The sequence below is a fragment of the Pseudomonas mendocina genome, assembly GCF_900636545.1.
Taxonomy (GTDB): domain Bacteria; phylum Pseudomonadota; class Gammaproteobacteria; order Pseudomonadales; family Pseudomonadaceae; genus Aquipseudomonas; species Aquipseudomonas mendocina.
Window position 1 is genome coordinate 764,323 of the sequence record NZ_LR134290.1, and the last position, 22,740, is coordinate 787,062.

Annotated in this window: 19 protein-coding genes; 11 read left to right on the forward strand and 8 right to left on the reverse strand. The window is 63.6% G+C overall.

Features of this window, described 5'->3' with window-relative positions:
* Positions 1-2: 2 nt before the first annotated feature.
* Entirely contained in the window at positions 3-1,535 is a 1,533-nt protein-coding gene (locus EL191_RS03525) for an AhpA/YtjB family protein (protein ID WP_041976554.1), read from the reverse strand.
* Between the two features lie 174 nt (positions 1,536-1,709).
* Here EL191_RS03525 and serB point away from each other — a divergent pair, with 174 nt between their 5' ends.
* Positions 1,710-2,924 (forward strand): phosphoserine phosphatase SerB, encoded by a 1,215-nt coding sequence (gene serB / locus EL191_RS03530; RefSeq protein ID WP_013713838.1) that lies wholly within the window; start codon positions 1,710-1,712, stop codon positions 2,922-2,924.
* Positions 2,925-2,988: 64 nt separating this feature from the next.
* Here serB and EL191_RS03535 read toward each other — a convergent pair whose 3' ends face one another.
* The 5 genes from EL191_RS03535 to EL191_RS03555 all read right to left on the reverse strand — a co-directional run bounded on the left by EL191_RS03535 (position 2,989) and on the right by EL191_RS03555 (position 10,402).
* Positions 2,989-5,058, reverse strand: coding sequence for an EAL domain-containing response regulator (locus EL191_RS03535; protein WP_041976556.1), 2,070 nt, complete (start codon positions 5,056-5,058; stop codon positions 2,989-2,991).
* A 62-nt stretch (positions 5,059-5,120) separates the two neighbouring features.
* On the reverse strand, positions 5,121-6,923 hold the full coding sequence (locus EL191_RS03540; RefSeq protein WP_013713840.1) for a hypothetical protein: 1,803 nt from the start codon (positions 6,921-6,923) through the stop codon (positions 5,121-5,123).
* 167 nt (positions 6,924-7,090) lie between these two features.
* Positions 7,091-7,951 (reverse strand): archaetidylserine decarboxylase, encoded by an 861-nt coding sequence (asd, locus tag EL191_RS03545; protein ID WP_013713841.1) that lies wholly within the window; start codon positions 7,949-7,951, stop codon positions 7,091-7,093.
* Positions 7,952-8,019: 68 nt separating this feature from the next.
* Positions 8,020-8,835, reverse strand: coding sequence for a rhodanese-like domain-containing protein (locus tag EL191_RS03550; protein WP_013713842.1), 816 nt, complete (start codon positions 8,833-8,835; stop codon positions 8,020-8,022).
* Between the two features lie 43 nt (positions 8,836-8,878).
* Entirely contained in the window at positions 8,879-10,402 is a 1,524-nt protein-coding gene (locus tag EL191_RS03555; protein WP_041976558.1) for an HDOD domain-containing protein, read from the reverse strand.
* Between the two features lie 119 nt (positions 10,403-10,521).
* On the opposite strand from EL191_RS03555, the gene motA reads away from it, so the two are divergent.
* Positions 10,522-11,373, forward strand: a complete 852-nt coding sequence (gene motA, locus EL191_RS03560; protein ID WP_013713844.1) for a flagellar motor stator protein MotA — start codon at positions 10,522-10,524, stop codon at positions 11,371-11,373.
* A 3-nt stretch (positions 11,374-11,376) separates the two neighbouring features.
* Positions 11,377-12,381 carry a flagellar motor protein MotB gene (motB, locus tag EL191_RS03565; RefSeq protein WP_041976561.1) on the forward strand — a complete coding sequence of 335 codons (1,005 nt, stop codon included), beginning with the start codon at positions 11,377-11,379 and terminating at the stop codon, positions 12,379-12,381.
* Here motB and rsgA read toward each other — a convergent pair.
* A complete protein-coding gene (rsgA, locus tag EL191_RS03570; protein ID WP_041976563.1) occupies positions 12,375-13,406 on the reverse strand; it encodes a small ribosomal subunit biogenesis GTPase RsgA in 1,032 nt (343 codons plus the stop codon). The genes motB and rsgA overlap by 7 nt on opposite strands.
* A gap of 88 nt (positions 13,407-13,494) precedes the next feature.
* Here rsgA and EL191_RS03575 point away from each other — a divergent pair, with 88 nt between their 5' ends.
* Positions 13,495-14,304: a class I SAM-dependent methyltransferase gene (locus EL191_RS03575; protein WP_041976565.1), complete on the forward strand. Its 810-nt coding sequence runs from the start codon at positions 13,495-13,497 to the stop codon at positions 14,302-14,304.
* Positions 14,305-14,320: 16 nt separating this feature from the next.
* Positions 14,321-14,863 carry an oligoribonuclease gene (orn, locus tag EL191_RS03580; protein WP_041976567.1) on the forward strand — a complete coding sequence of 181 codons (543 nt, stop codon included), beginning with the start codon at positions 14,321-14,323 and terminating at the stop codon, positions 14,861-14,863.
* An 85-nt stretch (positions 14,864-14,948) separates the two neighbouring features.
* On the opposite strand, the gene queG is transcribed toward orn, so the two are convergent.
* Positions 14,949-16,013: a tRNA epoxyqueuosine(34) reductase QueG gene (queG, locus tag EL191_RS03585; protein WP_041976569.1), complete on the reverse strand. Its 1,065-nt coding sequence runs from the start codon at positions 16,011-16,013 to the stop codon at positions 14,949-14,951.
* Between the two features lie 61 nt (positions 16,014-16,074).
* Here queG and EL191_RS03590 point away from each other — a divergent pair, with 61 nt between their 5' ends.
* The 6 genes from EL191_RS03590 (at position 16,075) to hfq (ending at position 22,733) form a co-directional block, all read left to right on the forward strand.
* Positions 16,075-17,574: a bifunctional ADP-dependent NAD(P)H-hydrate dehydratase/NAD(P)H-hydrate epimerase gene (locus tag EL191_RS03590; protein WP_041977154.1), complete on the forward strand. Its 1,500-nt coding sequence runs from the start codon at positions 16,075-16,077 to the stop codon at positions 17,572-17,574.
* Positions 17,562-18,029, forward strand: coding sequence for a tRNA (adenosine(37)-N6)-threonylcarbamoyltransferase complex ATPase subunit type 1 TsaE (gene tsaE / locus EL191_RS03595; protein WP_013713851.1), 468 nt, complete (start codon positions 17,562-17,564; stop codon positions 18,027-18,029). The genes EL191_RS03590 and tsaE overlap by 13 nt, the downstream gene beginning before the upstream one ends.
* A 10-nt stretch (positions 18,030-18,039) precedes the next feature.
* Positions 18,040-19,467, forward strand: coding sequence for an N-acetylmuramoyl-L-alanine amidase (locus tag EL191_RS03600; protein WP_197721705.1), 1,428 nt, complete (start codon positions 18,040-18,042; stop codon positions 19,465-19,467).
* Positions 19,468-19,475: 8 nt separating this feature from the next.
* Complete coding sequence (gene mutL, locus EL191_RS03605) at positions 19,476-21,347, forward strand: DNA mismatch repair endonuclease MutL (protein WP_013713853.1); 1,872 nt, start codon at positions 19,476-19,478, stop codon at positions 21,345-21,347.
* Positions 21,348-21,400: 53 nt separating this feature from the next.
* A complete protein-coding gene (miaA, locus tag EL191_RS03610; RefSeq protein WP_013713854.1) occupies positions 21,401-22,372 on the forward strand; it encodes a tRNA (adenosine(37)-N6)-dimethylallyltransferase MiaA in 972 nt (323 codons plus the stop codon).
* 100 nt (positions 22,373-22,472) lie between these two features.
* A complete protein-coding gene (hfq, locus tag EL191_RS03615; protein ID WP_013713855.1) occupies positions 22,473-22,733 on the forward strand; it encodes an RNA chaperone Hfq in 261 nt (86 codons plus the stop codon).
* Positions 22,734-22,740 lie beyond the last annotated feature (7 nt).

Genomic DNA, 22,740 nt, shown 5'->3' on the forward strand with positions numbered 1-22,740 from the left:
CGTCAGTGCGCCCGGCTGTCGTGCATGCGCGTGAGTTGTCGCTCCAACAGCGCCGGATAAGGATCGAGCAGGCGCTCCACGCAGCTGGCACCTTCCGGGCTGGCGATCGGGCGGATGCGCGCGCGCTGGCGTGCCAGGGCATCCTGTGCGACGCGTTGTTCCACCAACAGAAGGTTGCGGCTGTGCTGCGACAATGCCAGCGCGTCCAGGGCGCTGTCGCTCAGCAGCAGTTCGGCCTGGCCCAGCTCTTCCAGATCGCTGCCCAGGGTCAGGCCCAACTGCAATTGCAAGGTGATGCCGCTGTCGGCGACTTCGATCTGCAGGGCGTGGCCCAAGGCGCGCATCAGCTCGCCGCAGCAGATGGCGTGAGTCAGGTAGTCCTCGCCGCACTCGCGCTCGTGGAACAGCATCAGGCTGCTGCCGTCCTTGAGGGTATGCAACTGCCCCTGATACAACGCTGCGGCCTGCTCCAGGCAACCCCGGTAACGATCCAGCAGATCCAGCAGGCGCGTGCGCGGCAGGCGGCGCAGTTGTTCCTGGGCGCCGAGCTGAATGGCCAGCACGGCGCTGGCCTGCGATTGGCGTGGGGCCTTGGCCGCCGGTGCGGGCTCTGCGGGTTCGGCGTCATCACGCAGGTCGGCAAAGGGATCGTCGGGCTCTATCGAATCGGGCCAGGGCTTGAGCTGTTCGTCATCGTCTTCATGCAGGTCCGTCTCATCGAACTCATGCTCGGTGCTGCGCTTCTGCGGAACATCGACTGGTTCGTCATTCTCTTCCGGGAGGTAGTCGTCGACATCGTCGAGCAGCGGCTCGTCATCCAGCTCCGGCTCGGGTTCGGGCTTTTCCGGCACCAGGCGTGCCTGCAGCTGGCGCGCGAGGTCGCCGATCTCATCGTTGCGCCCTGCACCGGGGGCCGGATCGTCCGGGTCGCGCAGCCACAGGCGCATCTGCAGCAAGGGCGTGGAAATATGCCGGCCCAGGCGCATGCTCAGCGACAGCGTCAGGGCCAGCAGGATCAGGCTGAGAATGCCCATGCTCTGCAGGCTGATGGTCATCGGCTGCTGGAACTGACTCATATCCAGGCTGATGCGTAACTGCCCGGCCATCACTTCCTGAAAGGTGATGGACGTGGAATACAGGCCCTCGGTCTCGCCCAACACGCTGCGTGTCGGGCGGGGGCCCGCTTCGGCGAGGATGCGACTGTCCACGCTGTAGATGGCGGCATGGGCCACCAGCGGGTTCTTCGCCAGGTTACTGAGCAGCACGTTGAGACTGAGGATGTCGTTGGACACCAGCAGTTCGGTGGCCGAGGCCGCCGTCTGGGTGATCAGCGCCTGGCCCAGCGCATCGGCCTGCTGCTGCATGGCCTGCTTGAACTGCATGCCCATGACCCAGGCATAGATGACCATCGCCAGCGCCACCAGCAACAGGCTGTGGCTGGCGATGCGCAGCACCAGAGGCACCCGCCGCTGGCGCAGCGCGTGGAAGATCATGATGAAGAAATTGTCGGGTTTGACGGGCGCGGGCCGGTTCACAGAGCACGGCTCTTGTCGACTGAAGTTGCCGCGCAGTATAGCGAGCGGTCTGGAGCGGGCAAAGCGCATGGCTGCCCGGATCGCAGGGAAACTGGGTAGAATGTGCGCCTTTTCGTCGGCCGGCGGCCAATTCGTCGCCTGCCTGCCTCAATCGTTTGCCTTGGAGGGTGCGTCTTGCGCGAAATCGTCCTGATCAATATCACCGGCGAAGACCGCCCCGGACTCACTGCAGCCATCACCGGTGTGCTGGCTCAGGGCGGGGTGAACATCCTCGATATCGGTCAGGCGGTGATCCACGACACCCTGTCGTTCGGCATCCTCATCGAGATTCCGGATAACGGCCGCTCCCAATCCGTGCTCAAGGATCTGTTGTTCACCGCCTACGAGCTGGATCAGCAGGTGCGTTTCACTCCGGTTTCCGAAGATGACTACCGCCAGTGGGTCGGTGGCCAGGGCAAGGCCCGCCATATCGTTACCCTGCTGACGCGCAAGGTCAGTGCCGAACAGCTGCAGCGGGTCAGCGCGATTACCGCCAAGTACGGCTTGAACATCGATCATATCGACCGCCTTTCCGGGCGTATGCCGCTGGACATGCCGGCCGAGCAGGGCAAGGGCTGCATCGAGTTTTCCGTGCGTGGCGAGCCGGCTGATCCGGTCGCCCTGCGTGCCGAATTTCTCAGCGTGGCACAGGAGCTCAACGTCGACATCGCCTTCCAGCGCGACTCGGTGTTCCGCCGCAATCGCCGTCTCGCGGTATTCGACATGGACTCGACGCTGATCGAAGCCGAGGTGATCGACGAGCTGGCCAAGGCCGCCGGTGTCGGTGAGCAGGTCGCCGAGATCACCGAGCGGGCCATGCGCGGCGAGCTGGATTTCCGCGCCAGCTTCAAGGAGCGCCTGGGCTTGCTGCAGGGGCTGTCGGAGGACGTGCTGGAGGAGATCGGTGCGTCCCTGCGCCTGACCGAAGGTGCCGAGGTATTGTTCGCCGAGCTCAAGCGGCTGGGCTACAAGACTGCGATCCTCTCTGGTGGCTTTACCTACTTCGCCAAGCAGCTGCAGGCCAAGCTGGGCATCGACTACGTGTTCGCCAATGAGCTGCAGATCGAGAACGGCAAGGTCACCGGTGTGGCCGTAGAGCCCATCGTCGATGCTCAGCGCAAGGCCGATCTGCTGCGCGAGCTGGCGCAGAAGGAAGGCCTGCAGCTGGAGCAGACCATCGCGGTCGGCGATGGCGCCAACGACCTGCCGATGCTTGGCCTGGCCGGCCTCGGGGTGGCGTTCCGTGCCAAGCCGCTGGTCAAGCAGTCAGCCAAGCAGGCAATTTCCACCCTCGGTCTGGACGGCATTCTTTATCTGCTGGGCTTTCGTGATCGCGAGGGGCAGGAATAAGCGTCGCGTTCTTTCGGAAAATGAAAAAGCCGCCTGTTCAGGCGGCTTTTTCGTTGTTGCGAGCTTATTCGTCACCGGCCGAGAAGTCGTAGTCCATCGACTGGCTCGGCCCCTGTAGGTAGTAGCCCTGAATGAAGTTGACCCCGGCCTGCCACAACGTGGCCAGCACGCTGGCGCTCTCGACGAACGGCACGATGGTCAGCTTGGCCTGGGCATGCAGGCTGCTGAGCAGGGTTTTCAGCGCTTCCTGATTGTCGGCGTTGCTCAGGTCTTGGGAGAACGAGCCGTCGACTTTGACGAAGTCCACCTGCAGGTGCTTGAGCGTGTTGAACGGGTTCAGGGCGCAGCCGAACTGGCTCAGAGCGACCTTGCAGTGCAGCTCCGCCAGGCCCTGGGTCAGCACCTTGGCCTGTTTCAGGTAGGTAATGGCATCGGGCTCGCTGAACTGGAACACCAGTGAATCCGATGGCAGGCGAGCGGCCTTGAGGGCCACGCTTAGCCAGGGCAACAAGGTCTGATCCTGCAGGCTGGCGCTGGACAGGTGCACGAACAGGCGGGTGTTGTGGCCTTTGGAGCGGTGGTCGGCCAGCAGCTTGATCGAGTTGAGGATCACCCAGCGGTCGATTTTCTCGCCCAGGCCCGCGTCCTTGGCCGCGGCGAGGAACTGCGCCGGCGGCACCTCTTCGCCCTGTGGGTTGAGCAGGCGCAGCAGCACTTCGTAATGTTCGTGGGCGTCGCCACGCAGGCTGATGATTGGCTGGAACAGCAGGCGGAAGCTGTTGTTCTCCAGTGCCTGCTGCACCATCGCCAGCAGGTTGCCGCGGTTGGCGGCTGCGGCCAGCTCATCGGCCGGGTTGAACAGCTTGATGGCGTTGCCGTCGCTGAGCTCGTCGGCGCAGCGGTGCGCGCGATCGATGACTTCCTGCGCCTTGGCGGTTTTCTCGCTGAGGCCCGCCACACCGACTGAAAGCGTGGTCTGTACGGTACGGCCGCTGACATCGAACAGATGGCCTTCGACCTTCTTCAACAGGGCCGCCAGGTTGGCCTGGCACTGCTCGGGCGTCTGGCCCGGCAGCAGGGCGGCGAACACGTCGTCACCGAAGCGGGCCAGCTGGGTCTCCACCGGGAAATGCGCGCGCAGCAGGCCGGCCAGGTCGGTCAGCAGCATGTCGATGCCGGCCAGGCCGATTTCGCCCTGCATGCCGGCGTAGCGGTCGACCCGGATATACGCCAGCGTCGAGGGTTGGCCGGTGCTGACGGCGCGCTCGGCAGCGTTGTCCATCAGCTCGAGGAAGTGATTGCGGTTGAACAGGCCGGTGACCAGGTCCTGGCTGCTGATCTCGCGAAGCTTCTCTTCCAGCTCGGCGTTGGAGGTTTCCGCGCGGATAACCACCTGAATGCACGGCTCGCCATCGTAGGTGGCGGGAGAGAAGCTCATTTGCGCGGCGAAGCTGCTGCCGTCGGCGCGTACACCCTGGCAGTTGAGCTCGGCGTGGCCTTCGGCGCTTTGGTAGTTCTTCAGGAAATCCTTGAACGCCCCGTGATCGGCACTGGCGATCAGGTCGATCATCGGCATGCCTTCGAGCTCTTCGCCATCCTCGTAGCTGAACAGCTCAAGATATGCGCGGTTGGCATAGATATGCATGCCGTCATGGACGTAGGTGATGGCGTCCACCGAGCTTTCGAGCAGCAGTTGGCAGCGCTTTTCCGCTTCACGCAGTGCCACTTCCGCAGCACGACGGGCGCGACGCTCTTCGAGGTTGGCGAGCTCGCGCTTGGCCACCAGTACCAGGCGTTCGTCTTCGCCTTGCGGTAGGGCGTCCTGTGCACCGAACAGCAGGGCTTCGGTGATCATCTCCGAGTCGTTGTCCTCGACCAGTTGGATGACCGGGATGTCCTTGGCCTGGCGGCGAATGGCGGTTATCGCCTCGCTGGGTTCTAAGTGCTCGCTACTGGGGGCGCAGATCAGCAAGTCCCAGGTCTGTTGCAGGCTTTCAGCAAGGTCGTCGCTGGAGGTCAGGCGATGCACGCGCGTGGCGTGCCCTGCGTTGCGGAACAGACTGACCAGGCGCTCTGCTTCGTTCTGCGAGTCTTCGAGAATCAGCAGGCGGATGGTTTTTTTATCGATGGCCATAGAGGGGTCATTACCGCGCCGAACGGACGCGAAAAAGCGACAAATGGTGAGTTCGCCGGAGCCTACAGCGACTTCCAGAGCGAGTCAAAATCTTCCTCCCCAGCAGGCTTCTGGCTTTGCGAGGCTGTGACCGGTGTCCCGGCTGAGGCTTCTTCCACGCCCACTCGGTGATACTCGAACTGGCTGAAGCTGCCGGTACTGACTTGCTTGCGCGTCAGTACCGCGCGGTGCTCTTCGCCGTGGTCGTTGATCAGTACCTTGCTGCCTTCCTGGAAGGGCAGGCGCGGCGTGATGAGGCTGGCAGGACGGGATATGGCGCTGATTTCCGGCAGCAGCAGGGCGCGCAGATACTGGCTGTTCTGCTCGCCCTTGCGCAGCAGTTGCAGGCCGCACGGGCGCGCGTGCGGTGCGATCAGCTCGATGCCCATCTGCGTGCCGCCGCCGCGGACCTGACGAATCCAGCGCACGATGGCGACGCTCCAGCCCTGGCTGGGGCTGTCCTGCACACCCAGGATCTCGCCGGCCTGTAGCTGGCTGGGAACGTCCTTGGGCCAGGACAGGCAATAGCCGCCGGGGCTGTGATTGACGATGGCCAGAGGGAAGGTCGGATAGTTTTCGCCGTTGCTCTCAGGCTGCGCCTGCTCACCTGGGGTGACCTTGGTGTACTGAATCTCTTCGAAATGGATTTCGTCAGCGGCGGTGCGCTGAGCGTCGAAGGCGCCCGACCAGACGTCAGGCTCGCCGGTAACCGGCTTGAACACCGCTGCGCCGATCTCCACGGGACGCTTGAGCACTTCGCCGAACGAGCGGCGGCCGGAGAGGAAGAAATGCAGCGCAGTCATGCCGATGCACAGAGTCAGGCTGCCCTGGCCTGGTGTTCGCTGGAAGGTGCGTTCGGCGATGTCGCCCCAGGCTGCGGCAACGTGCTGCAGCAGGTCGAGGCTGACCCCATCCGGGATCATCAGGCGTGACTTGCTGCGCTCGTCCTCGGCTAGCGAGAGGTATTCCTTGATGGCGTCGACCAGTGGCTGGGTATCGATACCCAACAGGTTGTGCAGCTCGCTGCTCTGATACAGCGACTTGTAGCGCGGCGGGCCGTCGATCTGCGGTGCCAGCACGAACAGGCTATCGGGATCATCGCCGGCCTGCAGCTTGATCAGCGTGCTCCACGGCTCCAGCGCTTCGGCCAGGCGCGCAATGCCGTTCTGGCGCATCTGGTTGGTTCGAGCACAGCCCAGTAGCAGTGCGATGACGTAGGTTTGTTCGGTGCTCAACCCCTGGGTATGACGAGCCAGCGGGTCACGAATGACCTGGCGATGCAGGCGCTGCTCGCAGGCGATCTGGTAAAGCTGGTGCAACTCCAGCCAGAGTCCTTCCGGGACCGGGCAGTAAAGCTGGCTGGCACGAATCAAGGGGCTACACAGGCTATGGCTGGCGCGCTGCAGGGAGACGGCGAGGAGTTGGTCGCGGTCCTTGCCGGTGCGGGCGATGACGCGGGAAATGATCAGCTTGTAGCCGACGGCCAGATGGTTCTGCAGTGCCTGGCAGAGATTCGCGACCTTGCGTGGGCGCTCGTCGAGAACGATGGCCTGGTTGAGAAAGTGACGCTCCAGATGCTGGCAGACGAAGCTGACTTCAGGACGCAGCAGCTCCAGCAGTTGCAGGCGGTTTTCCGAAGGGGTGACGAACTGGTTGAGTTCCACCAGGCTCTGATACAACTGCCGCGCGGTTTCACCGATGTTCGCCTTGGGCAGTCCAGCAATCCAGCGTTTGAGGTCACGGGGACTGCCGTCGCAGAAGCTCAGGCTCTGCTTGCTCGGTGTGGGAACGCGTAGTAGCTGTAGGTGGGTACTCTGTCTATCCATCGAACTCGGTTACTCCGGCCACCCTATTACAAGCGGCTCTAGCAATAATCTTTCGAACTCTAGCAGCATCTGTCTGCGCTCGCAGCCCGTCCACATGGATGGCCGGGCTTTGCAGAGTACGAATATATGACCGAATGGTCGAGTTTCGGGTTCCTCTTCTGAGCGGCTCAGCCCTGAGCCTTGCCGAGCAGTTGGCCCATGCGCACTGCGCTGCCGGCCCCCAGTTCTTCGGCCCACTGCACCTGATTCGGACCGAACAGGACGATGGCGGTGGAGCCCAGCTTGAAGCGGCCCATTTCGGCGCCCTTGGCCAGCTCGATTGGTTCACGCGCTTGTGCGTCGTAACGCGTGCTCTTGAGTTCGCGCTTGGGCGGGGTGACCAGGCCGGCCCATACCGTCTCGACGCTGGCGACGATCATCGCGCCCACCAACACCACAGCCATCGGCCCGCGCTCGGTGTCGAACAGACAGACCACGCGCTCATTGCGGGCGAACAGTTCCGGCACGTTCTCCGCGGTGGTCTGGTTGACCGAAAACAGGCGGCCCGGCACGTAGACCATCTCTCTCAGCGTGCCCCCCAGCGGCATATGGACGCGGTGGTAGTCCTTCGGCGAGAGGTACACGGTGGCAAACTGACCGCCCATGAACGGCGCCGCGCGCTCGGCATCGCCACCGAGCAGTTCGACCGCGCTGAAGCTGTGGCCCTTGGCCTGGAAGATACGGCCGTGCTCGATGGCGCCGAGTTGGCTGATGGCGCCGTCGGCCGGGCTGAGAATGGCGCCGGGGGTTTCGTCCAGCGGCCGTGCACCAGCCTTCAGGGCGCGGGTGAAGAACGCGTTGAAGTGCTCGAAGGCACGCAGATCTTCGTTCTGTGCCTCGCTCATGTTGACCTGGTACTGCTTGGCGAACCACGAGATCAGCGGATTCTTCAGCCAGCCGATACGGCATTCGGCAACGCAGCCGATCAGGCGCGACAGCAGGTGATGAGGTAGCAGGTATTGGCTGAGAATGAAGAGGCGTTGTTTCATCGTGTTTCCTTGAGGTCTGAACCTGCGCGGGTGCGGCCAGCGCAGGGTGCAATTAACGGTCAGCGAGTTCAGCGCTCGATGGGCGTGTCGGGCAGATTGCCCCATTCCGACCACGAGCCGGCATAGGCCTTCACGCGCGGATAGCCGAGCGCCTTGGCCACCACGTAGCTGAAGCCGGAGCGGCGATGGGTCTGGCAGTGAGTGATCACTTCCTTGTCCGGTGTGATGCCCAGACCTTGCAGGATTTCGCCGATATCACTGCGGATGCGCATGCCGCGTTGAGGGTCCATGCCCGCGGTCCATTCGAAATGGGTGGCGCCGGGGATGTGACCGCCGCGCGCCGAACTCAGCTTCTCGCCGCGGTACTCGTCGGCGCCGCGCACGTCCCAGATGGCGAGGTCGGCTGCATCCAGGCGTGATTGCAGGTAATCGCGGGTGGCGGTGGGGGCATCGCTCAGTGTCAGCATCACTTCGGTGCGGGTGATGGCGGGCACATCCTGGCTCAGTGCAAGTCCGTCGCCGACCCAGGCCTGCAGGCCGCCGTTGAGGAAGTGGTAATGCTGATGGCCGATCACGTCGAGTAGCCAGATGAAGCGGCCGGCCCAGGGACCACCCTCGTCGTCGTAGACCACGTAAGTGGCCTCGGCCCGGTGGCCGAGATCCGCGAACAGTGCTTCGAGCTGCGCTCGGTCGGGCAGCAGGCCGGGGGCGGGCGGTTGGCCCAGTTGCGTGCGCTTGGCATCGACCCAGCGCGCTCCCGGGATGTGACCGGCGGCATAGCGCGCCGCGCTGCTGAGGTCGAGCAGGATCAGGTCGGCCGCGTCCAGGCGCTCGGCCAGTTCGGCCGGTTCGATCACCAGAGGTAGATTGTCGAAGGCGGACATCACGGCCTCCTCGCATGAAAAGAGGTCGATTGTAGCGGACTCTTCAGCGTCCGCGTCTGGAAAAGCAGCCCAGCGCGCGCTCGATGCACTGCACGGTCTTGCCGAAAGCCTGCAGGCTGACGTCATTGAGTGGCTGGCCGCCCTGGTCGGCCACGACCAGCATTACCACGCGACCATTGCTGGCGAGAGAGCGCAGCAGCAGATGCTCGCTAGGGAACAGGGCCTTTAGGTTGCCCGGCAGCAAGGCGGAAAACTGCGCGATGTTGCTGGGCGTCATACGCAGTTGGCCTGGCTCGCTGAGCAGTCGTTTCAAGACCTGGCTCTGTGTCGGATCGAGGCTGAGGCTCGCTGCGCTGGCATCGAGGCCCGCCTGTTGCTGTGTCTGCAGGCGGGTGTGATGACGATCGGCGAGCATCAGCAGGACGCGCTTCAGGCCGCAGGCTTGCAACGCGTCACGGGCGCATGCGGTCAGTTGCGACACATTGGCGAAGCTACTGGGTTCGGCCAGCAGGCGCGCGCAATGCTGCCGCCAGGCGGCAAGGTCATCACGTTTGGGCGGAGGTGCAGTGGTGACGGCCGGCTTCAGTCGGTGGGCGTCCCACGGCCAGATCAGTGCCTGGGCCGGATGCCAAAGCGCAGCGTCATGGATCAGGCGGGCGCTGCTGACGGCATGCTGGTGTACCTCCTGCTGCAGCTCGCTCAGTGGAATCTGCAGATACAGCCCGGTAAGACGTTGCCAGCGCAGGCTGTGCGCGGTGTCCCAGGCATGGTGGGCCGACACCGCCAGGCCGTTGGCCAGCAATACGCAATTGCTTGGCTGGGTGAGCCAGTGACGCAGGGGTGTATCGTCGTCGAGCATCTGCTGTTGATGCAGGGGGTGCTCGTTATCACGGGCGATGTGCAATGCCTTGACCAACTGGCGGCGGTCGCGCTCCAGCAGGCGATAGCCGCGCACGATCCACTCCGGCAGGCGCCAGCGTTCAGACAGCTTGACGCACAGCTGGATCAGGCTGACGCCCAGCAGGTCCTTCTCCACTGCCGCCGGTCGTTCGCCCTTGAGCAGCACCCGCTGTTCCCATGCTTCGAGCAGTTGCGGGTGGGCGCACAGCAGCGGCCAGATCGGTGCAAGAAACAGCAGGCTGCAGCCATGCAGCTCGTTCCAAAGACGTGCCAGGCGTGCGCCGAACAGGCCACGAGCCTGTTGGCTGGCATGCTGACTGATCAGCAGGATCTGGCGAAACGCCAGGGGGATTTCGCTCTCGGGCAGCGCCGGTGCCTGATTGAGCAGTGCTTCGCAGCGGCTCAGGCCCAGTCGCGACAGGGCAGTTTCGACGCTTTCGGCCGGATCGCTGAGGCTGTTGTTCGACTGGTTGGCTTCGCGCAGCACCTGCAGGGCGAAGGACGGGCTCGACTCGATCGCCTCGGCGATCTCGCGCCAGGTTTTGCGGCTGTCGGCCAGGATGCGACGCAGGCGCAAATGCTGCTGCTGCTCGATTGGCAGTGGCAGCTTGCCCAGTAGTTGCACCCAGGCGTCCAACGTGCGTGGCAGGGACTTTGACGTCGACATATTGGCTCGAGTCGAACTGGCTTTTGACCATAACTGGCTATAGTCTGGCGTATAAGTTCCGATAATTAGAAGGGCTGTTTTTAATAGCCCATCCTCTAGGCTCTGCAAGCGTTTCTTTCATGGCAAAAATCATAGGCATCATTGTCGTATTCGGCTGCGTCTTCGGCGGGTTCATGCTCTCGGGCGGGAAGCTGATGGCATTGGTCCATCCCTTCGAAGTTATGATCATTGGCGGCGCAGCGCTGGGCGCATTCCTGCAGGCCAACCCGGGCAGTATGTTCATGACCGTGTTCAAGAAGTCGCTGAGCATGTTCGGCAGCCGCTTCACCCATGCCTACTACCTGGAAGTGCTCAAGCTGCTGTACGAGATCCTCAACAAGAGTCGTCGCGAGGGCATGATGGCCATCGAGGCCGATGTCGAGGACCCCAACGCCAGCCCGATCTTCAGCAAGTACCCCGGAGTCCTCAAGGACGCGCGCATGACGGCGTTCATCTGTGACTACCTGCGCATCATGTCCTCCGGGAACATGGCCCCGCACGAGCTCGAAGGGTTGTTCGACATGGAGCTGGCCAGTCTCAAGGAGGAAGTGGAGCACCCTGCGCACGCGGTGGCCAAGGTCGCCGACGGCATGCCGGCCATGGGTATCGTTGCCGCGGTATTGGGCATCGTGATCACCATGTCGATTCTGGCCGAGGCGGACAACGCCCAGATTGGTGAGAAGGTGGGTACGGCGCTGGTCGGTACCTTCCTCGGCATTCTCGCTTCCTACGGCTTCTTCGGCCCGCTTTCCGGCGCGCTGGAGCATGACGCCAAGGAAGAGCTGAACCTCTATGAGGCGATCAAGGCGACGCTGGTCGCTTCCGCTTCGGGCATGCCGCCGACCCTGGCTGTCGAGTTCGGACGCAAGGTGCTGTATCCGGCGCATCGCCCGAGCTTCAGCGAGCTCGAGCAGGCCATGCGCGGCAACTAAGCCATGGAAAATAACCAACCCATCATCGTCAAGCGGGTCAAGAAGGCTGCGGGCGGGCACCATGGTGGCGCCTGGAAGATCGCTTTTGCCGACTTCGCGACCGCCATGATGGCGTTCTTTCTGGTGATGTGGCTGATGTCATCGGCCACGCCGGAGCAAAAACGCGCGATCTCCGGTTACTTCCAGGACCCCATCGGCTTTACCGAAAGTGCCAGCCCCTACGCCATCGACCTGGGTGGGACGCCGACGCCGGCACCGGAGCGTACGCTCAATCCGGATGTTTCCGAGACGCCGGAGAGTCAGCCGGACGAGACGGGCGTCAGCACCGATCAGATCGAGACCCTGGCCGAGAAGATGGAGCAGGAGCGCCTGGAGCTGCTGTTGCAGGAATTGCAGAACAAGGTCGAGGAAAACCCCGAGCTGCAGCGTTTCAAGGATCAGATCCTGTTCGAGATCACCCAGGATGGCTTGCGCATTCAGATCATGGATGCCGAGAACCGGCCGATGTTCGCCCTTGGCAGTGCAGAGCTGCAGCCCTACTTCGAAGACATCCTGCTGGCGATGGCCGACACCATTCGAGCGGTGCCGAACAAGATCAGCATCAGCGGCCATACCGATGCCAAGCCCTTCGCCGGGCGGGGTGATTTCGGCAACTGGGAGCTGTCATCCAACCGCGCCAATGCCGCAAGGCGCACGCTGGTGGCCGGTGGATATCCGGACGAGCAGGTGGCGCGGGTGGTCGGATACGCCTCGTCGGCGTTGTTCGACCGAGCGGACCCGTTCAATCCCGTCAATCGACGCATCGATATCGTCGTACTGACCAAGAAAGCGCAGCGTGCGATCGAGGGCGCGCAGGGCGCCGGTGCCGAGCCGGCAGCCCAAGAGCAGGCGCCTGCCGGAGCCCCACCAGCGCCGCCCGCTGATGCGTTACCAGCCGATCAGTTGCGTGAACGGCTGAACATCTTCGAGAGTGGTGGCAGCCCGCTCGACCAGCTGAACAATCAGTAATCGTCTTCCGGTAGGCTGGCAATGATGTGCCGGTAGCTGGCCATGCGTTGTGGCTGTACGCGACCGTCCTCCAGGGCCTGCAGCAATGCGCAGCCTGGCTCGCGGTCGTGCTTGCAGTCACGAAAGCGGCAGCGGCCGAGCAGGTCATGGAATTCGATGAAGCCTGCCTCCACGTCGTCGCGGCTGACATGGCCCAGGCCGAATTCCCTGATACCGGGTGAGTCGATCAGCTGACCGCCACCGGGGAAGTGGAACAGCCGCGCGGTGGTGGTGGTGTGCGTGCCCTTGCCGGTCAGTTCCGACAGCGCGCCGACGCGGGTATCCACGCCAGGCAGCAGGCCGTTGACCAAGGATGATTTGCCGACCCCGGACTGGCCGACGAATACGCTGACGTGGCCATCCAGGCGCTTTCTCAGTTGTTCCATGCCATCGCCCTGATGGGCCGAGACTTCCAGCAGTGGATACTCCAGCTGTCGATAAACCTTGAGCAGGGCGTCCAGCACCACCTGGTTCTGTTCGTCGATCAGATCGGCTTTGTTCAGCAGCAGCAGCGGAGGAATGCCGGCATGCTCGGCGGCTACCAGATAGCGGTCGATCAGGTTGGCGTGGGGTTCGGGCAAGGGGGCGAAGACGATGACGATCTGGTCGACGTTGGCCGCCACCGGCTTGAGCTGACCGCGCATGTCGGGGCGGCACAGTTCGCTGTTGCGCGGCAGTTGCGCGACGATCACGCCGTCGCCCTGGTTGCCGGGGCGCCAGACCACCTGATCACCCGTGACCAATGGCGGCAGGTTGGCGCGCAGGTGGCAGCGAAACACCTGGCCGGCCAGTTCGCCCTGCAGACCTTCGATTTCCACCTGTACGCCAAAGTGAGCGATCACCAGGCCGGTCTGCTCCGGGCCCAGGTCGCCGCCTTCCAGTGCTTCCACGGCTCGTGATTCGCGCTTGGCCGCGCGGGCGGCGCGTTCGCCTTGAATCTTTTCGATGCGCCAGCTCTGGCGGCGGTTGAGTTGGCGTTTGGCCATGAAACATCCGGGTGTGGTGGAGTGTTGATCGCGGCGAGTTTAGCATGAGCGCTCGGTGGTCATTCGGCTGCCGGAGGCGGGGGCGGGAATGACGACTGACGGGGAAAGAACGGTGTTGCGGCTGCCTGTGTTGCGCGCGCTCCTGGCGCAGGGCGTGGCCGTTGCGTTGGTGGTGGTGCTGGTGTACCTGCTGGCACTGTTGCCCTGGCGCATGTCGCTGTTTTCCGTGGCGTTGCTGCAGGGTGTGCTGGCCGCTGCAATAGGCTGGCGCCTGGGGCTGTCGCGTTGGTGGCTGTGGATCAACCTGGCATTCCTGCCGACGCTGTTGCTGGTACAGCGCGCCGACTTGCCGGCCTGGCTGTTCCTGCTGGGCTTCGTGCTGTTGCTGCTGATCAACTGGAACAGCCTGCGTGAGCAGGTGCCGCTCTACTTGAGCGGGCGCAAGGCGCAACAACGCCTGCAACAATGCCTGAGTGAATTGGAGCAGCCGATGCGTTTCGTCGACCTTGGCTGTGGTACGGCGGGCGCCCTGTTGGGGTTGGCCCGGCAGTTTCCGCGTGGGCAGTTCGTCGGTGTGGAAACGGCGCCGCTGCTCTTCCTTCTCGCCTGGCTGCGCTGCCTGTTTCAGGAAAATTGCAGCATTCGCTATCGCAGCCTGTGGCAGGTCGATCTCGGCGAGTTCGACGTCGTGTACTGCTTCCTGTCCCCCGTGCCCATGCCTCGCCTGTGGGCCAAGGCGCAAGCGGAGATGCATGCCGGTAGCTGGCTGGTCAGCAATACCTTCGACATTCCCGGTGTGCCAGCTGATCGGCTGCTCGAGGTCAACGAGGGGCGGCAAACCTCGCTGTTTCTCTGGCGGATCAAGGACGCGCCGATATCCGCTAGAATTGGCCCCTGAGCCAAGGAGCCTAACCATGCAAAATCCCAACAACCTGATCTGGATCGATCTGGAAATGACCGGCCTGGAGCCGGAGCGCGATGTGATCATCGAGATGGCCACCATCGTTACCGATAGCGAACTGAGCGTCCTAGCCGAAGGCCCGGTTATCGCCATCCACCAGAGCGAAGAGGCCCTGGCAGGCATGGACGAATGGAACACCCGTACCCATGGCCAGAGCGGTCTGACCCAGCGCGTGCGCGAGAGCCGGATCGATACGGCGGCGGCCGAAGCACAGACCATCGCCTTTCTCGAGCAGTGGGTGCCGAAGGGCAAGTCGCCGATCTGTGGCAACAGCATCGGCCAGGATCGTCGCTTCCTCTACAAGTACATGCCGGCTTTGGAGGCCTACTTCCATTACCGCTATCTGGACGTCTCGACGCTGAAAATCCTCGCCGGCATGTGGGCGCCGGAGGTCAAGGACAGCTTCCAGAAAACCGCCACGCACCAGGCGCTGGACGACATCCGTGAATCCATCGCCGAGCTGCGCCACTATCGCGAGCATTTCCTCAAGGTCTAAAAGCGGCTGCAGGCCGCACGCTGCAGGCTCAGAGCAAGAGTGGCAAGGCTCTGCGCTCATCTTCACGCTGACAGCCTGTCGCCTGCTAAAGGACGCCGTGTCGCTCCAAGGCCCACTGCACATGCTCGCGCACCAGCTCCGACGGGTGTTCGCGGCGCGCCTGCAGGGCTTGCAGCACCGGGATGGTCGAGGGCGCATTGCCCAGGCCGACCGCCAGATTGCGCAGCCAGCGCTCATAGCCGGCACGGCGTAGCGGCGAGCCCTCGGTGCGGCTGAGAAACTCCTCCTCCGTCCACATGAACAGCTCGGCCAGAGCGCTGTTGTCCAGGCCGTGGCGTGGCTGGAAGTCGCCCTGCTCGGTGGGGCGGGCGAAGCGATTCCAGGGGCAGACGATCTGGCAGTCGTCGCAGCCGAAAACCCGGTTGCCGATGGGCGCGCGCAGTTCCACCGGGATCGAGCCTTTCAGTTCGATGGTCAGGTAGGAGATGCAGCGCCGCGCATCCAGCTGGTAAGGGCCGGCGAAAGCGGCGGTGGGGCAGATGTCCATGCAGGCGCTGCAACGCCCGCAGTGCTCGCTGCCATGCGGCGCATCGATCGGCAGCGGCAGATCGACGAATAGCTCGCCGAGAAAGAAATAGCTACCGGCCTTGCGATTGAGCACCAGAGTGTTCTTGCCAATCCAGCCCAGCCCGGCCTTCTCGGCGATGGCCTTTTCCAGTACTGGTGCGCTGTCGACGAAGGCGCGGTAACCGAACGGGCCGATCTGCTGCTGAATGCGCTCGGCCAGTTGTTGCAGGCGTTTGCGGATCAGTTTGTGGTAGTCGCGGCCCAGGGCGTAGCGCGACACGTAGGCCTGTTCCGGCTCGCTCAGGCGTTGGGCCATCTGCGTATCGCCAGGCAGATAGTCCATGCGCAGCGACACCACACGCAGCGTGCCGGGTACCAGCTCCTGCGGACGCGAGCGCTTGTCACCGTGGGCGGCCATGTAGTCCATTTCGCCTTGATAGCCCGCTGCGAGCCAGCGTTTGAGGTGCGCCTCGTGCTCGCCCAGTTCGACATCGGTGATGCCGACCTGCTGGAAACCCAGCTCACGCCCCCAGTCCTTGATGGACAGGGCCAGGGCGTCGAGATCGAGGGGGTGGTCGGACATGGGGCGGGCGCAGGCGGTGGAGGTGGGTATAATTCTGCCAGACATCCGTCGCGAGCGAGCCATGCATTCACTTTCCGTGTCTTTACCTTTGAGCCTGCACAGCGCCGAACAGGTGCGCGCACTCGATGCGCAACTGATCGCCGCCGGCACGCCGGGTTTCGAGCTGATGCAGCGTGCCGCCCATGCTGCCTGGCGTGCCTTGCGCCGTCGCTGGCCGGAGGCGGGCGAAATCACCGTTCTGGCCGGGCGCGGCAACAATGCCGGTGATGGTTATCTGGTCGCTGCCCTGGCGCAGCGTGCTGGTTGGCGTGTGCGGGTCTTGGCCGTCGGCGATTCTGCCGCACTGGTTGGCGACGCCGCCCTGGCCTGCGCCGAGGCCCGGCAGGCAGGTGTGGATATTCTGACCTGGGGCGAGTGCGCGCCTTTGGCTGGTGTCGTGGTCGATGCCTTGCTTGGCACGGGGCTTACCGGCGCGGTGCGTGAGCCCTACGCCCAGGCGATCCGCATTCTCAACCAGAGTGGTCTGCCGGTGCTCGCGGTAGATATTCCGTCTGGTTTGCAGGCCGACAATGGTGCACGGTTGGGTGTGGCAGTACGCGCCGACCTGACCGTGACCTTCATCGCGCTCAAGCTCGGCCTTTTCACGGGCCTGGGTCCTGAATTGTGTGGCGAGCTGCAGTTCGATGACCTGCAGGGTGATGCGCAATTGCTGGCAACTGCTCCCTGCGTCGCACAATTGCTCGATCCCGCTAACCTGCCGCGGCTTACGGCCCGCTCGCCGGTGGCGCACAAGGGACAATTCGGCCACCTGTTGGTGATCGGCGGCGATCTGGGCATGGGCGGCGCTGCGCTGCTCAGTGCCGACAGCGCCCTGCGAGCCGGCGCCGGCCTGGTGTCGTTGGCGACGCGTGCCGAGCACGTCACGGCGGCCCTGGTGCGGCGGCCTGAAATCATGTGTACCGCTGTGGCCTCGGCCAATCAGTTGCTGGCGCTGGTCGAGCGCGCCGATGTCTGCGTGGTCGGGCCTGGTATGGGGCAGGGCACTTGGGGGCGTAGCCTGTTGTCTGGCGTAGCGGGGATCGACCAACCACAAGTGTGGGATGCCGACGCGCTGAATCTGCTCGCAACCGGCCAGTTCGCTGCGCCACGTCACGGCGTGCTGACGCCGCATCCAGGCGAGGCGGCGCGCTTGTTGGGCATCGATACGGCAGCGCTGCAGGCGGACCGGCCAGCGGCAGCTCGGGCTCTGGCGCAGCGTTTCGGTCTGGTCGTGGTGCTCAAGGGGGCTGGCAGTCTGATTGCCGCACCGGATGGGCGTCTGGCGTTGTGCGTTCGCGGTCACCCGGCAATGGCTGGCGCAGGCTTGGGCGATGTCCTGGCCGGGTTGATCGGTGCGCTTTTGGCGCAGGGCATGGCGGCCTATGATGCCGCCTGCCTGGGAGTGTGGTTGCACGCACGCGCTGGTGAAGTGCTGGCCGTGCAGGGGCGCGGGCTGGCTGCTGGTGATCTGCCCGGCGCCATTCGTCAGGTACTGGAGGAGTTGTGTCCTTGCGTGAAGTGAAACTTGAGGCTGCCGATGAGGCTGCCATGCTGGCGTTGGGCGCCTCGATCGCCAAAGTCAGCGGTGGCGTGGGCACCATCTATCTGCACGGGGATCTGGGGGCCGGTAAAACCACCCTGTCACGCGGCATTCTGCGCGGCCTGGGCCATGCCGGGGCGGTCAAAAGCCCGACCTTCACATTGGTCGAACCTTACGAAATCGGTGATGTGCACGCCTTTCATTTCGACCTCTATCGCCTGGTCGATCCTGAGGAGCTGGAGTTTCTAGGCATTCGCGACTACTTCGAGGGGAACGCCTTGTGTCTGATCGAATGGCCGCAGCGCGGCGAGGGCGTTTTGCCAAAGCCCGACCTTGACATTACCATTAGCCCCCAAGCGAGCGGCCGTTCGCTGTTGCTGCAGGGGCATGGGGCTCGAGGGGAGGCCTGGTGCAAGGCCCTGAGCGGCAAGCAATGAATAAGACGTGATGGGGTTGGTTATGCGCATAGGCGCGCTGGTTACCGCTGTGGGAATATTGTTGGCGGCCCTGGCTGCCGAGGCGCTGGCCGCCTCCGATGTGCGCAGCGTGCGCCTGTGGCGTGCCCCGGACAATACCCGCCTGGTCTTCGATCTGTCAGGGCCTGTGCAGCACAGCGTGTTCACCCTGGCTGCGCCTGACCGCATCGTCATCGACGTTACGGGCGCCAAACTGGCCACCAGTCTCGATCAGCTTTCTCTCGCCAATACCCCGATTACCGGCGTGCGCTCGGCTCAGCGCAGTGCCGAAGAGTTGCGCGTGGTCATCGATCTTTCGGCGCCGGTTTCACCGAAGAGCTTTACCCTGGCACCGAATCAGCAGTATGGCCATCGCCTGGTGGTCGACCTGTTCGATCAGGGCAGTGCGCCGCCCGCCACGCAGGCGCCCAGCGTTGCCGACGGTACGCCGCCCGTCCCGGTTACCCCGACCCAGCCTCCACCCAAGCTGACGCCCGTGCCCAATGGCAAGCGCGATATCGTCGTTGCCATTGATGCCGGCCACGGTGGCGAGGACCCAGGCGCGTTGTCGCCGGTCAAAGGGCAGTACGAGAAGAACGTGACCCTGGCTATCGCCAAGGAACTGCAGCGGCAGGTCAATGCCGAGAAGGGCTTCCGTGGCGAGCTGGTGCGTACGGGGGATTATTTCATCCCGCTACGTAAGCGCACCGAGATCGCGCGCAAGAAGGGCGCTGATCTATTCGTGTCCATTCATGCCGATGCGGCGCCGCGTTCCTCAGCCTTCGGGGCATCGGTCTATGCGCTATCGGAGCGCGGCGCGACTTCCGAGACAGCCCGTTGGCTGGCCGATGCCGAGAACCAGTCGGACCTGATCGGCGGCGCTGGCAACGTCAGCCTCGATGACAAGGACAAGATGCTCGCAGGTGTGCTGCTGGACCTGTCGATGACCGCTTCTCTGTCTTCCAGTCTCAATGTGGGGCAGAAGGTGTTGTCGAACATGGGCAACATCACTCCGCTGCATAAGCGCCGTGTCGAGCAGGCAGGCTTCATGGTGCTCAAATCTCCGGATATTCCCTCGATCCTGGTGGAAACCGGCTTCATCTCCAATCCCAACGAGGCGAGAAAGCTGCACACCGCCAGTCATCAACAGGCGCTGGCCCGCTCGATCACTTCGGGGGTCAAACAGTTCTTCCACGAAAACCCACCGCCCGGCACCTACGTTGCCTGGTTGCGCGACGAGGGCAAGATCGCCGCTGGCCCTCGCGAACACGTGGTTGCCCGTGGCGAAAGCCTGGCGTTGATCGCTCAGCGTTACCAGATCAGCCTGGCTGCCCTGCGCAGTGCCAACAAGCTCAATGGCGATGTGATCAAGGTCGGCCAGACATTGCAGATACCCGCCACGTCCCTGGCCGCCCAGTAGTGAGTGTCATGTCCCGGATTCATTTGCTCAGCCCGCGCCTGGCCAACCAGATCGCTGCGGGCGAGGTGGTCGAGCGCCCCGCTTCGGTGGCCAAGGAACTGCTGGAAAACAGTCTGGACTCCGGTGCCCGGCGCATCGATGTCGAAGTCGAGCAGGGCGGCGTCAAGCTGCTCAAGGTGCGTGATGACGGCGGCGGCATTGCGGCCGGTGACCTGCCGCTGGCCCTGGCGCGTCATGCCACCAGCAAGATTCGCGAGTTGGAAGACCTGGAAGCCGTGCTCAGCATGGGCTTTCGCGGCGAGGCGCTGGCTTCGATCAGCTCGGTATCGCGCCTGACCCTGACCTCGCGCACAGCCGATGCCGATCAGGCCTGGCAGGTGGAAACCGAAGGGCGCGACATGGAGCCACGTGTGCAGCCCGCTGCGCATCCGGTGGGCACCTCGGTGGAAGTGCGTGACCTGTTCTTCAATACCCCGGCGCGGCGCAAGTTTCTGCGTGCCGAGAAAACCGAGTTCGATCACCTGCAGGAAGTGATCAAGCGCCTGGCGCTGGCGCGTTTCGATGTTGGTTTCCATCTGCGCCATAACGGCAAGACCGTGTTCAGCCTGCACGAGGCGGCTGACGAGATCAGTCGCGCGCGCCGCGTCGCCTCGGTCTGCGGTCCCGCCTTCCTGGAGCAGGCGCTGCCGATCGAGATCGAGCGCGGCGGTTTGCGCTTGTGGGGCTGGGTCGGTTTGCCCACCTTCTCGCGCAGCCAGGCGGACCTGCAGTACTTCTATGTCAACGGCCGCATGGTCCGCGACAAGCTGGTCGCCCATGCGGTGCGCCAGGCCTATCGCGACGTGCTGTTCAACGGCCGTCACCCGACCTTCGTGCTGTTCCTGGAAATCGATCCGGCGACAGTGGATGTCAACGTTCACCCGACCAAGCACGAAGTCCGCTTCCGTGACAGTCGCATGGTCCATGACTTCCTCTACGGTACGCTGCATCGTGCGCTGGCCGATGTGCGCCCGGAGGACCAGGTCGCGGCGCCGGCTGCCGTGTCGCCGATGCTGCGCCCGACTGGTCTGGCCGCAGGCGAGTTCGGTCCGCAGGGCGAAATGGGCCTGGCCGCCAGCGTGCTCGAAACCCCCGTGGCCATTCCGCAGCCCGCCTGGCGTGGCGCCGGTGCTGGCTATCAGCAGCCGGTCGGCAATCCCGGCGTGCCGGCCGCCGAAGCGCAGGCCGCCTATCGCGAGTACTTCTCGCCGCTACCGACTGCCCAGGCGCAGTCCGTGCCGCAGGAGCAGGGCGACATTCCGCCGCTCGGTTACGCCGTGGCACAGCTCAAGGGCGTCTACATCCTCGCCGAGAATGCCCAGGGTATGGTGGTGGTGGATATGCACGCGGCCCATGAGCGCATCACCTATGAGCGCCTCAAGCAGGCCATGGCCAGTGAGGGTTTGCGTGGCCAGCCGCTGCTGGTGCCGGAATCCATCGCCCTGAGCCAGCGCGAGGCGGATTGCGCCGAAGAACATGGTGAATGGTTCCAGCGCCTGGGCTTCGAGCTGCAGCGCCTGGGCGAGGAAAGCGTGGCGATCCGCCAGATTCCGGCCCTGCTCAAGCAGGCCGAGGCCACCCAGCTGGTGCGCGATGTCTTGGCCGATCTGCTGGAGTACGGCACCAGTGATCGCATCCAGGCGCACCTCAACGAGCTGTTGGCAACCATGGCCTGCCATGGCGCAGTACGCGCCAATCGGCGCCTGACCATTCCCGAAATGAACGGCTTGCTGCGCGACATGGAGCAGACCGAACGCAGCGGTCAGTGCAATCACGGGCGTCCGACCTGGACGCAACTCAGTATGGATCAGCTCGACAAGTTGTTCATGCGTGGCCAGTAATTGAGCGAGACCTGCGTTAGGGTCTCCATGTTTTCGCGTTTCGAGTCATGTCCATGTCTTCGTTTCCACCTGCCATCTTCCTGATGGGCCCGACCGCCGCCGGCAAGACCGATCTGGCCCTGGAGCTGGCGCGCGTATTGCCGTGCGATCTGATCAGCGTGGATTCGGCGTTGATCTATCGGGGCATGGACATCGGCACGGCCAAGCCCGAGCGCGCTGTTCTCGATGAGTTTCCCCACGCCCTGATCGACATTCGTGACCCGTCCGAGAGCTATTCGGCGGCCGAGTTTCGCGCCGATGCGCTGGCAGCCATGGCCGAGAGCGCGGCGCGCGGCCGTATTCCGCTGCTGGTGGGCGGCACCATGCTCTATTACAAGGCCCTGCTGGAGGGGTTGGCGGATATGCCCAGTGCCGACCCGGCGATACGGGCCGAGCTGGAGGCGCGCGCACTGGCCGAAGGTTGGGATGTGCTGCACCGCGAGCTGGCGGCGGTCGATCCGGAGTCCGCAGCGCGCATTCATCGCAATGATCCGCAGCGCCTCACCCGGGCGCTGGAGGTCTATCGTGTGAGCGGTCTGAGCATGACCGAGCATCGCCGGCGTCAGGCCGCAGGAAATCCCGATACGGGCACATCGGGTGGCGGGCAATTACCCTATACTGTTGCTCAGCTTGCTATCGCACCAGCGCAGCGTCAGATTTTGCATGACCGCATCGCTCAACGATTTCGGGCGATGTTGGAACAGGGTTTCGTGGAAGAGGTCGAAGCCCTGCGTAGCCGAAGTGACTTGCACGCGGGATTGCCGTCTATACGGGCGGTGGGTTATCGCCAGGTGTGGGAATACCTCGACGGCGAGCTGTCCCGGGAGCAGATGGTCGAGCGTGGCGTCATCGCCACTCGGCAATTGGCCAAGCGGCAGTTCACCTGGCTACGTGGCTGGGACGGTTTGCACTGGCTGGATAGTCTGGCCTGCGACAATCTGTCTCGCGCCTTGAAATACCTGGAAAGCGTCTCCATATTGAAATGAGACCTTGCCGCTGGCCGTCTATCCTTGGGGGTGAGGCGGTCTGAAGCCATTGTTTACTTACTAAAATTATTGAAATTGATCCTCGAAAGGAGTGCGGCACATGTCAAAAGGGCATTCGCTACAAGACCCTTACCTGAATACCCTGCGTAAGGAACGCGTCCCTGTTTCCATCTATCTGGTCAACGGCATCAAGCTGCAGGGCCAGATCGAGTCCTTCGACCAGTTTGTCATCCTGCTGAAGAACACCGTCAGCCAGATGGTTTACAAACATGCCATTTCCACCGTCGTGCCAAGCCGTCCGGTACGTCTGCCGAGTGCTGGCGATTCCGAGCAGGCCGATGGCGAGCCGGGTAACGCCTAAAAAAGGG

What these genes read in the sequence shown, in the direction of transcription:
- EL191_RS03535 (WP_041976556.1), bottom strand. Translation starts at nt 5,058, where the DNA reads ATGGCCATCGATAAAAAAACCATCCGCCTGCTGATTCTCGAAGACTCG.
- EL191_RS03540 (WP_013713840.1), bottom strand. Translation starts at nt 6,923, where the DNA reads ATGGATAGACAGAGTACCCACCTACAGCTACTACGCGTTCCCACACCG.
- asd (WP_013713841.1), bottom strand. Translation starts at nt 7,951, where the DNA reads ATGAAACAACGCCTCTTCATTCTCAGCCAATACCTGCTACCTCATCAC.
- EL191_RS03550 (WP_013713842.1), bottom strand. Translation starts at nt 8,835, where the DNA reads ATGTCCGCCTTCGACAATCTACCTCTGGTGATCGAACCGGCCGAACTG.
- EL191_RS03555 (WP_041976558.1), bottom strand. Translation starts at nt 10,402, where the DNA reads ATGTCGACGTCAAAGTCCCTGCCACGCACGTTGGACGCCTGGGTGCAA.
- motA (WP_013713844.1), top strand. Translation starts at nt 10,522, where the DNA reads ATGGCAAAAATCATAGGCATCATTGTCGTATTCGGCTGCGTCTTCGGC.
- motB (WP_041976561.1), top strand. Translation starts at nt 11,377, where the DNA reads ATGGAAAATAACCAACCCATCATCGTCAAGCGGGTCAAGAAGGCTGCG.
- rsgA (WP_041976563.1), bottom strand. Translation starts at nt 13,406, where the DNA reads ATGGCCAAACGCCAACTCAACCGCCGCCAGAGCTGGCGCATCGAAAAG.
- EL191_RS03575 (WP_041976565.1), top strand. Translation starts at nt 13,495, where the DNA reads ATGACGACTGACGGGGAAAGAACGGTGTTGCGGCTGCCTGTGTTGCGC.
- orn (WP_041976567.1), top strand. Translation starts at nt 14,321, where the DNA reads ATGCAAAATCCCAACAACCTGATCTGGATCGATCTGGAAATGACCGGC.
- queG (WP_041976569.1), bottom strand. Translation starts at nt 16,013, where the DNA reads ATGTCCGACCACCCCCTCGATCTCGACGCCCTGGCCCTGTCCATCAAG.
- EL191_RS03590 (WP_041977154.1), top strand. Translation starts at nt 16,075, where the DNA reads ATGCATTCACTTTCCGTGTCTTTACCTTTGAGCCTGCACAGCGCCGAA.
- EL191_RS03600 (WP_197721705.1), top strand. Translation starts at nt 18,040, where the DNA reads ATGGGGTTGGTTATGCGCATAGGCGCGCTGGTTACCGCTGTGGGAATA.
- mutL (WP_013713853.1), top strand. Translation starts at nt 19,476, where the DNA reads ATGTCCCGGATTCATTTGCTCAGCCCGCGCCTGGCCAACCAGATCGCT.
- miaA (WP_013713854.1), top strand. Translation starts at nt 21,401, where the DNA reads ATGTCTTCGTTTCCACCTGCCATCTTCCTGATGGGCCCGACCGCCGCC.
- hfq (WP_013713855.1), top strand. Translation starts at nt 22,473, where the DNA reads ATGTCAAAAGGGCATTCGCTACAAGACCCTTACCTGAATACCCTGCGT.